The sequence below is a fragment of the Rhodococcus sp. NPDC056743 genome, assembly GCF_042790355.1.
Classification (GTDB): domain Bacteria; phylum Actinomycetota; class Actinomycetes; order Mycobacteriales; family Mycobacteriaceae; genus Rhodococcus_F.
Map to the genome: position 1 here is coordinate 113595 of NZ_JBHTZI010000004.1, position 13105 is coordinate 126699.

Consider the following 13105-nt stretch of genomic DNA (forward strand, 5'->3'; position numbering starts at 1 on the left):
CGTACCGAACAGAATCCTTCACGATCGTGGGTCAACTCTTGGCGGGAACGTCCAGAACTACTTCGAACTCGAGCAGCGACGCACCTGAGGCGACGGGCTTGGCGCGCTCACCGGAGTGCGCTGCGCGGGCCGGGCCGTCACGCCAGTCGGCGAACGCCTCTTCGGTTTCCCACTGCGTGACCACGAAGTAGCGGTTCTCGCCGGCGGTGGGGCGCAGGAGCTGGAATCCGAGGAATCCGGGAGAGTTCTCCACGGCATGAGCGCGTGCTGCGAAGCGCTTTTCCAGTTCGGGGCCGGCGCCCTCGGGGATTTCGATTGCATTGATCTTCACGACTGCCATGTAGCCGACATTACCGCGCCGCTCCACCGCGTACGGTGACATTCGTGTTGCATGACGAAGGTGGTACCGGCCGGCCGATTCTGCTGTTGCACGGCCTCATGGGCAGTGCCAGGACGTGGCGACGGCACGTGCCCTGGCTTCGGGAGTTCGGCCATGTCTACACGTTCGACGCGGCCGGTCACGGACGCCCGGCGCCCGCAGAATTGACGACCGAGGCATTTGTCGAGGACCTTGCGTCGGCTGTGGCAGGGATCGACGCGCCGATGATTGTGATCGGTCACTCGATGGGTGCCCTTCACGCGTGGTGTTTTGCCGCCGCACATCCGGACCGAGTGCGCGCGTTGGTTCTCGAGGACATGGCACCGGATTTCCGCGGGCGCACTGCGGAGAACTGGGCTCAGATGGTGTCGTCGTGGCCGAGGCCGTTTGTCACCGAGGACGCCGTGAAGGAGTTTTTCGGTCCGGTTGCGGGACAATACTTTCTGGATTCCTTCGACCGCCGCGACGACGGGTGGTACCTGCACGGCGACGTGTCGACCTTCCGCGATATCTCGGAAGAATGGGGCACACGACATTTCTGGGATCAGTGGGGAGCGATCAAGGTGCCCGCCCTGCTCATCGAGGGTGAGTTCACGATTACCCCGCAAGGCCAGATGCTCGACATGGCAGAGCGTCCGGGGACTCGGTATGTGCGTATTGCCGACGCCGGTCACCTTGTCCACGACGATCAGCCGGAGCGGTACCGCGACGAGGTGACTGCGTTCCTCGTTGATCAGAGTTGACTACGGATCGACGCTCCCACTTCCTCGAGTTCGACGGCCCGCCTCGCCAGGAGTCCGGCCGCAAATTTGGCTTTGTCCCCGCTGTGCCGCGGCACGACGTGCAGATGTGAGTGAAAGACGGTTTGACCGGCGGCGCGGCCGTCGTTGACCAGAATGTTGACGCCGTCTGCGGCGATGTCGCACCGCCGTAGCGCGCCGGCGATGAGTGTGCCAACCCGGAACATCTCTGCGCCCTCGTGGTTTTCGAGTCCCCCCAAGTCGGTGGCGTGGCGTTTGGGCACGACAAGGGTGTGTCCGCGGCTGACCGGGCGCGCGTCGAGAAAGGCGAGGACGGTTTCGGTTTCGAAGACACGAATGGCGGGCTCGTCTGCCGTGATGATGTTGCAGAAGACGCAGGTATGGCTCATGACTACAGAATGTATCGCGACAGTGAATCAAAGCGGACGGATCGAAGCGGTCGGATCCAAGCAGACGGATCAGAGTAGACGTAGCTCCCGGGCACGCGCGAGTGCTTCGCGTCGATTGTGGACCTCGAGTTTTCGGTACAGCGTGCGTACCTGCGTCTTGACCGTGTTGACGGAGGTGAAGAGTGCGTGTGCCATCTCGGTCACACTGGCGTTGGATGCGATCAGATCAAGGACCTGTCTTTCTCTCTCAGTCAGAGTGACCAGGTTCAATTCGTGCGGAAACATCTCGCCTGGAGCAAGTTTCAGAAATCGGGCGAGCGCGCTCGATCCGGTGTCTGCGAGGGATTCGAGGTGCTCGACATCGCGTAGAGAGATGGTCGAGAACGATCGCAGATTGCCGGTCTGGTCAGCGATGCTGCACGCATTGGACCAGGCCTCGGCGGCGCGACGCGGCTCGTCCCCCCGAGAATGCGCGACGGCTTGAATCAGGAGGGCTTCCATCTGCGGACGTGGGTACGACTGAGCCGCCCAATCGAATTGGTGGCACAGAGCGATAGCGGACTCGTTCTGACCAGCCCGTTGATACAGGCGAGCGACGGAAACCAGCGTCCAGGGGTTGGCGGCTGGTTCGGTGATGGACGAGGACAAAGACATTGCCAAGTTTCCGTCCCCGAGTGCGAGGGCGAGATCGATTTTGGTGGAGCGCAACAACGGTAGCGCAAACGAACCGGGTTTCAACTTTGTAGGGTTGTCGGAAATTGCTTTGCGCAGCAATGCGATAGCCGTTGCTTCTTCCCGGCAGGCGAGTGCGTACTGGCAGTGCGTGTAGAGAACAAATGCCCACAGTTCGTCGTTGGCGTTGGGTTCTCCGAGGGCTGCGACGGCCTCATGTGCGTCGTCGAGGTCGAGGGTGCAGAGTGCAGTCAACGCGCGGGCGATCAGGCCTGGCGTTCGCACCATCGAGTGGAGCCACCCAAATGTATTCGGATGCTTGCGCTCGAGCCGCGACCATCCCTGGGACAAGGTAGGTTCCCCGACGATCGCCCAGTTCATTGCCACACCTCCCGCGGCATTGCGGGCGATGAAGTCGATGTTCTGCGATTCACCGCCCCAGTACGCCATGCGCATCTCGGTGGTGGATTCTGCGAACTGTCCGCTCAGTTGAAACGTGATTCCCCATTGCACACGCATCACCGGGAGTTGTGGGCTGACGTCGTCGGGGTTGGTCTCGAGAGCGCTTCTGCTGATCTGAGCCAGGCGGCGGGTCGTTTCGGCTGCCAGTCCGTAGTTTCCGGCGACGCGCAGCATGATCGAGTGAACGCAGCCGACATTGAGGACGTCTCGTGCGTCTCGGCTTGCTCCGATCGCTCGAAGTTCTTCGGCTGAGCGCGGCAGTGAGGTGATGGGCTTGGGGTTCTCACCCGGATGCATTGTGAACAGATCACGCCCGGCCAATGCGACCGAACTCGTCTTCGCCGCTGCGGCCGGGATCTGTTGCAATGAGCGGCGTACGGTGTCGAAACTTTCGGAAAGCATTGCAATCCAGTGGTTTTCGATAATGCTGATGGCAAGTTCCCAATCGCGGCTTTCGGTAGCGTACTTCAATGCCGACGCGTGGTGGCCGGAATCGAGCCGAAAGTGCGCCAGTGATGACAATTGCCGTGTCGAATCAAGGCCGAGCTGTGGCTGAGTTGCCATCAGTGACATGCGAACTGCCGATGGAAGTTCCCAGGTTCCGTCGGCTCCGGTCTCGGTGCGCGAGAGTATCCCGGCCGACTCCAGCGCCAGTAGGCGTTCACGAATCCGATCGTGGGGTTCGGGCGGTGTGGAAAGGTGGGCTGCCGTGCTCACGTCGATGGTTCGTGCAGTCGAGCAGGAGACGAGGAAGTTGCGATGGTCGGCGATGTCTGTGTTGTCGAGGATCGTGCGCCGGGTGTAGTCGTCGACCGCGTGTTGCAGGTTCCGTTCGAGGAGTTGCTCTCGATCATTCTGTGCGGGAAGCGCTTTGACGACCTTGATTGCGGAGCGTACGAGAGCGGGTAGACCGCCGGTCATAGTGATGATCTTGTCGGCGTCGCCGGGAAGTGGGTTCGCCGCGGCGAGCGTCAGAAGGTTGGTGGTGTCGACCGAACTGAAGAGTAGTTCCTCGGCGCGGATCAGTTCATGATCTATTTCGAGGAAGTACGGCTCGGCGAACAGGGAGAGTCCCGACAACGTCACGACTATGTCCAACTGGTGGCAACGGGTCACCAGTTCGACAAGTTGATCTTCGAGATCGAGATTCGAGATGAGATCCGGCCGAATCAGTACCAGGAGAACCGGATTCGTGACGGCGGAGAATGTGTCGACAAGGTCGGCGAACGGATCGGCGGACGAGCCTGGGACAGCCAGGCCGGACTTCGTGCACTGATGGAGGATGGTGTTGAGGTATTCCGAGGCGCTCGAAGTCAGCTGTGGCGGGGGTACCCACACGAGGTCGTGGTCCGAGGTGTCGGAAGCATCGCGCCAGGATGTCAGGAGATCGGATTTACCGTATCCGCTCGGGGCGCGCACGATTGTCAGTGGGGTTCGGCGATCCAACTTCGCAAAGAGTGCTTGGCGGGGGAGCGGTGTGGCAATCGCAGAGTGATCGCCGTCGTCGACAGTTACGTCCCCCTCCCGCCCCAACATCCGTGTGTCTCAATCCCCGCTGTGTTCGTGCTTGCAATCTTCGGACCGACAGGCACGGAGAAATTGGGCGAAATGTCCAATTTGCCGTGCGCTTCCGAAATAGTAACTGGTGTGGAGCATTGATGCCCGAATTGGGGCAATTCAGGCAGAACTTCTCTCGGGAGATGCAAACACGACGCCGACAATTCGGTCTCGACATGGGGTTTTGTGCCGAAGCGTGAAGACGTTGGACCATAGCTCGAGATTCGCCGGCGCTGTCGCCGTGAGTGAGCGTCCAATCTGCCGTCAGCGGTTGCCTTCGCCTGCCAGCGCAAATAGGCCGTCGTCGGTTTGTTCCACCAACCCGTCGACCAGCAGCGAATGCAGTGCGCGGTCGCGTTGACCAGGGTCGGTGAGCCAGACGATGTCGAGGCGCGCACGTTCCACGGGGTGGTGACTCTCTCGGAGTACGGCCATCAACTTGCCGCGGACCTGGCGATCGGTGCCGGCGAATTTCTGCACCTTCTTCGGCGGACCGGTATGCGCAGGTTTTCCGGAGGCGACCCACGCGCAGTTGGGTAGCGGACAGCTGTCGCAGCTGGGCGTCCGTGCTGTGCAGATCACAGCGCCGAGTTCCATGAGCGCAGCACTGTAGGTTGCCGCACGGGCGCGCGTACGAGGCAACAGTGCTGCGACGTCTGCAAGGTCGCGAGTGTTGGACGGATTGCCTGGCTCTGCATTGCCGTGCACAGCACGGGCAACGACGCGGCGAACGTTGGTGTCGACGACGGGAACTCGCTGTCCGTAAGCAAAGCACGCCACAGCGCGCGCGGTGTAGGAGCCGATACCCGGCAGCGACAGCAAAGTATCGACGTCGTTCGGGACCACGTCGCCGTGTTCCGTGGCCAGGACGCCGGCGCACTCGTGCAGGCGCAGAGCGCGTCGTGGGTAACCGAGCTTGCCCCACGCCCGCAGTACCTCGGCCTGGCTCGACGCAGCCATCGCCGACGGAACCGGCCAGCGCCTGACCCACTCCTCCCAGATCGGCGCAACGCGCACCACTGGCGTCTGCTGGAGCATGATTTCGCTCATCAGGATCTGCCAGGCACTGACCCCGTCGCGTCGCCACGGAAGATCACGGGCCGTATCGGCATACCACTTCAGCAGCACCGAAGATTCCACTGCCACTTGACCGACACACTCCTCGAACCTGGATTATCTGGTCGACGACCGCGCGCCGATCAATTCCTGGTCGGCGACTGCGCGCCGACACTCGACATGACCTTATCGCTACACCCCGACATCCACGACGCGCACCGGTCACAGAAAAAGGTGGGTGAACGGTATCAAGAACCGTCCACCCACCTTTGCTGTCGATCAGGACGCGTACTGTGCATCCGTTCGCGTTGCGGTCGACGCGGGCGTCGACGTTCCCGAGTATCGACGAACAATGACGTAGAGGCAGATCAGTCCGATCGCTCCGGCAGCGGCAAGGAATGAACCGACTTTCCACGCATTGTCCGGATTGCCGTTGATGAGCATCACCATGATCATCGGAGCAAAGCCACCGATGATCGCCGAGATCTGATAGCCGAGCGAGGCTCCCGAGAATCGGATCTCCGGCGGGAACAGTTCTGCGAAGAGTGTTCCCTGAGTGCCGGTTTGGAGCGACATTGCGATGACGCCGACAATCACGGCTACCGCGAACGGCCAGATCGTGTCCGGACTGGAACCGGCGATCATCAGCCACATCGGGATGCCCCACAGCATCATCGCAGCGGTACCGAGACCGAAGACGAGCTTGCGGCCGTACAGATCGGAGAGGTAACCGGCCAGCGGAACCAGAGGAATCTGAATGGCGCAGGCAATCAGGATGTACGTCAGTACCGTTGATCGGGGAATATCCAGATACGTCGTCGCGAACTGTACCGACCCGGTGATCATCGTGTAGAAGAAGATCACACCGATGGCATTGGCGCCTGCCGCGGCGAGAACCGTGCCCGGGTTCTTCTTGAGGACCTCGAGAATGGGGGACTTGCGGACTACCGGTGATTCTGCGAGCTTCTCGGCAATCGCCTTGAATTCAGGTGTCTCCTCGAGATAGCGGTGAATGAGGAAGGCGACCGGGAGCATCACCAAACTGATCCAGAACGGGATGCGCCAGCCCCAGGCGAGGAATGAATCCGCGGCGAGAGTAGCTGTGAGAATGAGGAATACGATATTTCCGAGTACAACGCCGATCGGAACACCCAGTTGCGCAAAGCTTCCGAACAGTCCACGGCGGTCGGCCGGGGCGTTCTCGGTTGCCAGCAGCACCGCACCGCCCCACTGCGCGCCAACGGCCAAGCCCTGGCAGATTCGCAGAGTGACCAGTATGGCGGGGGCTAGCCAGATCACGTTGGTGTTGGGGACGAAGCCGACAAGTGACGTGGCGATAGCCATCAGGACAACCGCGGCCACCAATACCGGCTTGCGGCCGTAGCGGTCACCGAAATGTCCGGCGAGGACACCGCCGATGGGACGGGCGATGAAGCCGACTGCGACGGTGGCAAACGAACTCATTGCCGCAACCACCTCGCTGTCGGTGGCGAAGAACGTCGAGTTGAACACGAGTGCCGCAGCAGTCGCGTAGATGAAGAAGTCGTACCACTCCAGCGACGTGGAGATAGCGGCTGCGAAGGACGCGCGCCGAGACCTACCCTTGCGCTGCACCACGGATTCGGTGTTGTTGGTCATCACGATTCACTCTCTGTGGGATCGTTCATTTGGGTTCGTTGAGGACTGGAGTTGCGGCGAATTCGGCGCGAGCGAGTGAGCGACGGTGAACCTCGTCGGGGCCGTCCGCGATCTGCAGGAAGCGTGCCTGCGCATACAGGACGGGAAGAATGGTGTCCTGCGACAGACCGGCGCCGCCGAACACCTGAATGGCGTTGTCGATGATGTCCTTGACTGTCAGAGGAACCAGAACCTTGGCTGCTGCAATGTCATGGCGCGCAGCCTTGTTTCCTTCGACGTCCATCCGCCACGCGGCACGCAGAACGAGCAGTCGGGCGGCGTCCAGCTTGATCCTGGAATCCGCAAGGTTGGCCTGCACAACTCCGAGATCGGCGAGTGGAGACCCGAAAGCAACTCTGGTCCTTGCTCGTTCGGTCAGCAATGCGATTGCGCGCTCTGCCATGCCGATCAAACGCATGCAGTGATGAATGCGTCCTGGACCCAAGCGCGCCTGAGCGACTGCAAAACCCCGGCCGCGGGGGCCGAGGAGGTTTTCCTTGGGCACCCGAACACCGTCGAACACAATTTCGCCGTGTCCGCCCTCATGGCGATCGTCGAAGCCGAGAACCGTTGTGGAACGGACGATGTCAAGGCCTGGGGTGTCCATGGGAACCAGTACGATGCTGTGGCGGCTACCGATCGGAGCATGCGGGTCGGTGACGCCCATGACCATGGCAACCTGGCAGTCTCCGCGCAGAGCGGCGGTGGACCACCATTTGCGTCCCGTCAGGACCCACTGGTCGCCGTCCTCTGCGATGTCGAGACACACGTTGTTGGCGTCGGAACTTGCGACCTCGGGTTCGGTCATCGAGAAGCACGATCGGAAGTCGCCGTTGAGAAGTGGGGTCAGCCATTCGGCTTTCTGTTGCTCGGTGCCGTAGAGATGGAGCAGTTCCATGTTCCCGGTGTCCGGGGGATTGCAGTTGACGGCTTCGGGACCGATCAACGGACTCCACCCCGTCAATTCCGCCAATGGCGCGTATTCGAGGTTACTCAGACCGGCGCCCTCGCGGGCCGGAAGGAAGAGATTCCACAGGCCTGATTCCTTGGCCGTGGCCTTGAGTTCGGCCATGACCGGTGGCGCGCCCCAGTGACTGGGATCGGCTGCCAGTTGCTGCGCTGCAACAGCTTCGGCGGGCAGGACGTGCTCTTGCATGAAAGCTGTCAGCTTTTGTTGCAGCTCTTTGACTTTCGGGCTGTATTCGAAATCCACGTCGGTGGTTCCAATCTGGGGACGCGTCGCGCAGGAAGGTCAGCGACGCAGTTCGTGAACAGAGGAGGTGCAGGTCAGGTCGAGCGCACGCTGTAGGAGCGGGCCGACCATGTCGGCGACGTCGTCGAATCCTTCGCCGACAGTGTCGCCTTGCGCGTGCCTGGCGTTGATGCCTTCGAGGATGACGGCAATCTTGAAGTCGGCGAACACCGTGTACCAGTCGATATCCGGGAGATCAGTGCCTCGACGTTCGGCATATCGTTCGAGTAGCGCAGCGCGGCTGGGGAATCCGTCCAACCGGGCGAGTCCGCGAGTGATCGGGTTGTCGACGGTTCCGGGTTGGTCCCAGAAGCTGAGCATGATGCCGACGTCGGCGAGTGTGTCTCCGAGCGTTGCCATCTCCCAGTCGAGGACGGCAACGATCTTGCCGGGGTCGGAACGGGAGTAGAGAACGTTGTCGAGTTTGACGTCGCCGTGAACGATCCCGGGCAGGCGCGTGGTGGGAACGGCCCGGCGAAGCTTGTCGAGGAGTACCGCGACTTCGGGGCGGTCGGTGGTCCGAGAAGCGTCCCATTGCCTCGACCATCTGCCGAGTTGCCGCTCGAGGTATCCGTTGGTTCTTCCGAAGGCGTTGAGACCCACGGAATTCGGATTCACCGAGTGGAGGTCTGCGAGAGTATCGGCAAAGGCGAGGCCGGCGCGTTCTCGATCGGCGGGAGGCAGTACGGCGGCAGATTCCGGGGTCCCGATGGAAGTGCCGTCGATCAGCTCCATGAGGTAGAACGGCGCGCCGAGTACATCTTCGTCCTGGCAGAGGAGAACTGCCTCCGGTACCGGAACTGACGTGGACGCGAGAGCATCGATGACGGTGAATTCCCGGACCATGTCATGAGCGCTCGGAAGAACGTGCCCGAATGGGGGACGGCGAAGTACCCAGGTGTTCGAGCCGTCGTCGACGCGGTAGGTGGGGTTGGATCGCCCACCGCTGATGAGCGAAGCTGCGAGCTCGCCGTCGATCCCACCTTCGAGATGCGTCGACAGGTATGTGGAGAGTGCGCCGAGGTCGAGTCCGGAGACGATGCGGCCTGTGTCGGCAGTGGTCGATGAGGCAGCGGACATTCGATGCACGCTCCTTCCAGTTGAAACACAGCCGAACGATCGTTCGGCTGCGAATCATCATCAACCGAACGATTGCCAAATGTCAACCACGAAAAAATACGGAACTTACTGCGAACATGCGCGAAATGGAGAGGGTGAGGAAGCTGCTTGCCAAACGATTGTTCGCCTGACAAGATAGGCCTGTCGTGACGCAGGTCTCACAAGTGGCGGAGGAGTGGATTCCGGTGAAACGCGCGCAGAGGCAGGATTGTTCGCGCTGGTCAGGCCGGTTCGACCATCGCGGTGGCCAAAGTGCAATAGCGATCCGCAAGGTCCTGCGCACTCAGCGGGCCGTCAGCACGCCACCACACACAGACCTGTTGCCCCATGTTGATGATGGCGCGAACGGCGTCTCGTGGGTATTCGGTGCGGAAGGCGCCTTCTTCCACTCCGCGCTCGATAACGTCCCGGAAGATGTTTTCCTGCTCGTCGCGCAGTGCGACAACCAAGCGATGCCCCGACTCGTCGAGGCTACGCAGCTCGGTTGCTCCGACCAGTGCGTCTTCGCGCCGCGTCGTGTGAAACATGACCCACGCGCGAACCAGTGCTTGCAGTTGGTCTTTCGGCTCTCCACCCGAGCGCAGCAGTGCACCACGCGTCATGCCGTGCGCATCTCGCAGTGCCTGGAGCATTATTTCCTGCAGAATTTCCTGCTTGGATTTGAAGTGGTGGTAGATGGATGCGACTGTCAGATCGGCACCGGCGGCGATGTCGCGCATGGATGTGCCGTGATAGCCGCGTTCGTTCATGTTTCGGACGGCAGAATCGAGAATGAGCTGCCGGACTGCGGCAGTTTTTGCCACGCTCATTTTTCGATGCCCTCTCGTTCTGCGCGCTTGTCGGTATCCGGACACAGCGTAGTAGCCGAACGATCAAGAGGTTCGACGGGCAGCAAATCTGAGCCGTGAACAGTGAAAATCCGAATTTCGTGAGCTTATCGTTCGTTAATAAGAGGAGAATTGCCTGTGCAGCACATATCGCTAACCGTGGACGACGGCATCGCTGTCATCACGCTTGACAGACCCGACAAACTCAACGCTTTCACCACGATCATGGAAAACGAGCTGATCGAGGCGTTCGACCGCACCGACGCGGACGATTCAGTACGTGCCGTGATTCTGACCGGAGCAGGACGAGCGTTCTGTGCGGGCGCGGATCTGTCCTCCGGGCCGGACACCTTTACCGACTGGAGCGCCGAGCAGAACGGCGCGGAGGGGGACGGCGGCAGCGAACGCCGAGACGGCGGTGGTCGCGTTGTTCTGCGGATGTTCGATTCGCTGAAGCCGATTATCGCGGCGATCAACGGGCCTGCGGTCGGAGTCGGCATCACCATGACTCTCGCTGCGGACTTCCGACTGGCGGCTGACGACGCCCGGATGGGGTTTGTCTTCAATCGACGTGGTCTTGTGCCGGAATCGTGTTCCTCGTGGTTGCTGCCGAAATTGGTCCCGCTGCAGCGGGCTCTCGACTGGATTTACTCCGGACGGATCTTCCCGGCCACCGAGGCGCACGCCGCAGGATTGGTCTATCAGCTCTACCCCGCCGAGGATCTACACGCTGAGGCAATTACTCTCGCGCGCAGCCTTACTCGACACAGTGCTCCGGTTTCCGTTGCGCTCTCGCGTCAGATGGTCTGGCGACTGCTTGGCGCCCCACACCCCATGGTCGCCCATCGGATCGAGAGTCTCGGAATCAATGCCAGAGGGGCGCAGGACGACGTTCGGGAGGGCATCAGCGCCTTTCTCGAAAAGCGCGACGCGAATTTCCCGGATCGGTGCAACGACGTGATGCCGGACTTGTTCTCGGAACATCTCCCGCGACCACAGTGGTGACGGAAATCCCTACCCGCCACCGGAACCGAGGGTTCCGGTGGCGCAAAGGATCCGGCTCAGCGGCCGGTCCACACCGCCGGGCGCTTCTGGGCGAAGGCCAATGGCCCTTCCTGGGCGTCGGCGCTGGTGAAGACCACCTTCATGGCGTCGGCGTTGGCCGCCCACACATCCGGCTCCCAATCCGATGCCGTTGCGGTGCGATGAATCATCGACTTCGACTCCTGCACCGACAGCGGTGCGTTTGCCGCAATCTGCTCCGCCAATTCGAGCGCGATGTCCAATGCAGTTCCGGCCGGTGCCACGCGGTTTACCAGGCCGAGTTCTTTGCCCTGGGCGGCGGTGATCGGTTCACCGGTCAGCGCGATTTCGAGTGCCACCTTCCGCGGGACTTGTTGCTGCAGACGAATTACGCCGCCGGCAGCGGCGAACAGTCCGCGCTTGACTTCGGGGAGTCCGAGCTGCGCATTCTCGTCGACAACCGCAAGATCGCTGGCGAGCACCAGTTCGGTGCCACCGCCCAGGGCAAATCCGTTGACCGCAGCAATGGTCGGCTTGCTGATCCAATGCTGCACGTAGCCGGCGAAACCCCATTCCGGGTGTCCGTCTGCGTCGGTACTTTCTCCCGCCGACAGAGCTTTGAGGTCTGCGCCGGCGCAGAACGCGCGGCCGGACCCGGTGATCACGACGACGCGCACGTCGGCGTCGGCTTCGGCCTGCTCGAGCAAGGTGCCGACCGCGGTCGACAGGGCTGCGTTCACCGCGTTCAGGGCTCGTGGTCGATTCAGGGTGATGATCGCAACCTGCCCACGAATCTCGTACAGTGCTGCCGCTTCGGATGTCTCGTGCTCCGGCGTGATTGCCATGGACTGCCTCTCGTCGTAAAGTCTTACCTAGCGCTCGTTAAACTGTTACCACGGGCGCACCCGAGCAGTCAACGAAGGCAACCGGTTCACCAGGAGGAGCGCGAATGCACGCAGTCCAGCTAGCCGAGCTGATCGGACCCGAAGGTCTGCGTTTGGTGGATATCGCCGAACCGGCCGACCCGACGCGGGTGACGGTCGATCTGCATGCCGCCGGAGTGTGTTTTCCGGACCTTCTTCAGACCACTGGCAGCTACCAGATGGCGCGTGAGTTGCCGTGTGTTCTCGGGCTGGAAGGCGCCGGAGTGGTTCGTAGTGTGCCGGCTGGGTCGGATCTGTCTCCAGGTGATCGTGTCGCAGTGTTGTCCACGGCGGACGGATCCTGGCAGCGTACTGTAGCCGTGCCGACGTCCTCGGTCTTCCCACTCCCTGATTCTGTTTCTCTCACAGCGGGATCCGGATTTCTCGTCAACTACCTGACGGTGCACTTTGCACTGGACGAAAGAGCTCGGTATCGAGCTGGTGAGACGGTGCTGATTCACGGCGCAGCAGGTGGCGTCGGTATTGCCGGATTGCATGTCGCCGCCGCGCTTGGACTCGAAACCATTGCGGTGGTGAGCACGTCGGAGAAAGCTGCACTGGCTGCCGAGTCGGGAGCATCGCACGTTGTTCTCGTCGACGGCTGGAAGGATCAAGTCCGGGAGATCACGAACGGTCGCGGCGTCGACATCATTCTCGACCCCGTCGGTGGTGATCGTTTCACGGACAGCTTGCGCAGTCTGGCTCCCAACGGTCGTCTGATCGTCTTGGGTTTCACCGGCGGTGAGATACCGACTGTCAAGGTCAATCGACTTCTGCTGAACAATATTTCGGTGATGGGTGCAGGATGGGGCGAGTATCTGCGAACCGATCCCGGATACCTTGCACGCCAATGGAATGTGCTTTACCCTTTGCTCGAGACCGGTGCGCTGCGAGTGCCCGAACCAACTCTGTATCCGTCAGAACGCGCAGTGGATGCTGTGACATCCCTGAAAGACCGCTCTGCTATCGGAAAAGTGGCTCTGTCCTTCGGATGAGCTGGAACCATCT

The 13105-nt window shown here is 61.4% G+C and carries 12 protein-coding genes; 3 read left to right on the forward strand and 9 right to left on the reverse strand.

Annotation, left to right across the window (positions count from 1 at the left end):
- Positions 1-31 precede the first annotated feature (31 nt).
- Positions 32-340: a mycobilin-forming heme oxygenase MhuD gene (gene mhuD, locus ACFRFQ_RS10565; RefSeq protein WP_138871712.1), complete on the reverse strand. Its 309-nt coding sequence runs from the start codon at positions 338-340 to the stop codon at positions 32-34.
- 44 nt (positions 341-384) lie between these two features.
- Here mhuD and ACFRFQ_RS10570 point away from each other — a divergent pair, with 44 nt between their 5' ends.
- Complete coding sequence (locus tag ACFRFQ_RS10570) at positions 385-1122, forward strand: alpha/beta fold hydrolase (RefSeq protein ID WP_378656605.1); 738 nt, start codon at positions 385-387, stop codon at positions 1120-1122.
- Here ACFRFQ_RS10570 and ACFRFQ_RS10575 read toward each other — a convergent pair.
- From ACFRFQ_RS10575 to ACFRFQ_RS10605, 7 genes are all read right to left on the reverse strand, one after another.
- On the reverse strand, positions 1113-1529 hold the full coding sequence (locus tag ACFRFQ_RS10575) for an HIT family protein (protein ID WP_378656608.1): 417 nt from the start codon (positions 1527-1529) through the stop codon (positions 1113-1115). The genes ACFRFQ_RS10570 and ACFRFQ_RS10575 overlap by 10 nt on opposite strands.
- Before the next feature lie 69 nt (positions 1530-1598).
- Positions 1599-4199: a LuxR C-terminal-related transcriptional regulator gene (locus ACFRFQ_RS10580; protein WP_378656611.1), complete on the reverse strand. Its 2601-nt coding sequence runs from the start codon at positions 4197-4199 to the stop codon at positions 1599-1601.
- 285 nt (positions 4200-4484) lie between these two features.
- Positions 4485-5366 carry an A/G-specific adenine glycosylase gene (locus ACFRFQ_RS10585; protein ID WP_378656613.1) on the reverse strand — a complete coding sequence of 294 codons (882 nt, stop codon included), beginning with the start codon at positions 5364-5366 and terminating at the stop codon, positions 4485-4487.
- 189 nt (positions 5367-5555) lie between these two features.
- Positions 5556-6914: an MFS transporter gene (locus ACFRFQ_RS10590; RefSeq protein WP_378656616.1), complete on the reverse strand. Its 1359-nt coding sequence runs from the start codon at positions 6912-6914 to the stop codon at positions 5556-5558.
- A 25-nt stretch (positions 6915-6939) separates the two neighbouring features.
- Positions 6940-8166: an acyl-CoA dehydrogenase family protein gene (locus tag ACFRFQ_RS10595; RefSeq protein ID WP_378656619.1), complete on the reverse strand. Its 1227-nt coding sequence runs from the start codon at positions 8164-8166 to the stop codon at positions 6940-6942.
- A gap of 39 nt (positions 8167-8205) precedes the next feature.
- The gene (locus ACFRFQ_RS10600; protein ID WP_378656622.1) at positions 8206-9285 is read right to left on the reverse strand and encodes a phosphotransferase family protein; all 1080 of its coding nucleotides are present in this window, start codon (positions 9283-9285) and stop codon (positions 8206-8208) included.
- Between the two features lie 260 nt (positions 9286-9545).
- Positions 9546-10133: a TetR/AcrR family transcriptional regulator gene (locus ACFRFQ_RS10605; protein WP_138871719.1), complete on the reverse strand. Its 588-nt coding sequence runs from the start codon at positions 10131-10133 to the stop codon at positions 9546-9548.
- Positions 10134-10289: 156 nt separating this feature from the next.
- Here ACFRFQ_RS10605 and ACFRFQ_RS10610 point away from each other — a divergent pair, with 156 nt between their 5' ends.
- Positions 10290-11156: a crotonase/enoyl-CoA hydratase family protein gene (locus ACFRFQ_RS10610; RefSeq protein WP_378656624.1), complete on the forward strand. Its 867-nt coding sequence runs from the start codon at positions 10290-10292 to the stop codon at positions 11154-11156.
- A gap of 56 nt (positions 11157-11212) precedes the next feature.
- On the opposite strand, the gene ACFRFQ_RS10615 is transcribed toward ACFRFQ_RS10610, so the two are convergent.
- On the reverse strand, positions 11213-12019 hold the full coding sequence (locus ACFRFQ_RS10615) for a crotonase/enoyl-CoA hydratase family protein (protein WP_378656627.1): 807 nt from the start codon (positions 12017-12019) through the stop codon (positions 11213-11215).
- Between the two features lie 104 nt (positions 12020-12123).
- Between ACFRFQ_RS10615 and ACFRFQ_RS10620 the strand changes: the two genes are divergently transcribed.
- On the forward strand, positions 12124-13092 hold the full coding sequence (locus ACFRFQ_RS10620) for an NADPH:quinone oxidoreductase family protein (RefSeq protein WP_378656630.1): 969 nt from the start codon (positions 12124-12126) through the stop codon (positions 13090-13092).
- Positions 13093-13105: the final 13 nt, after the last annotated feature.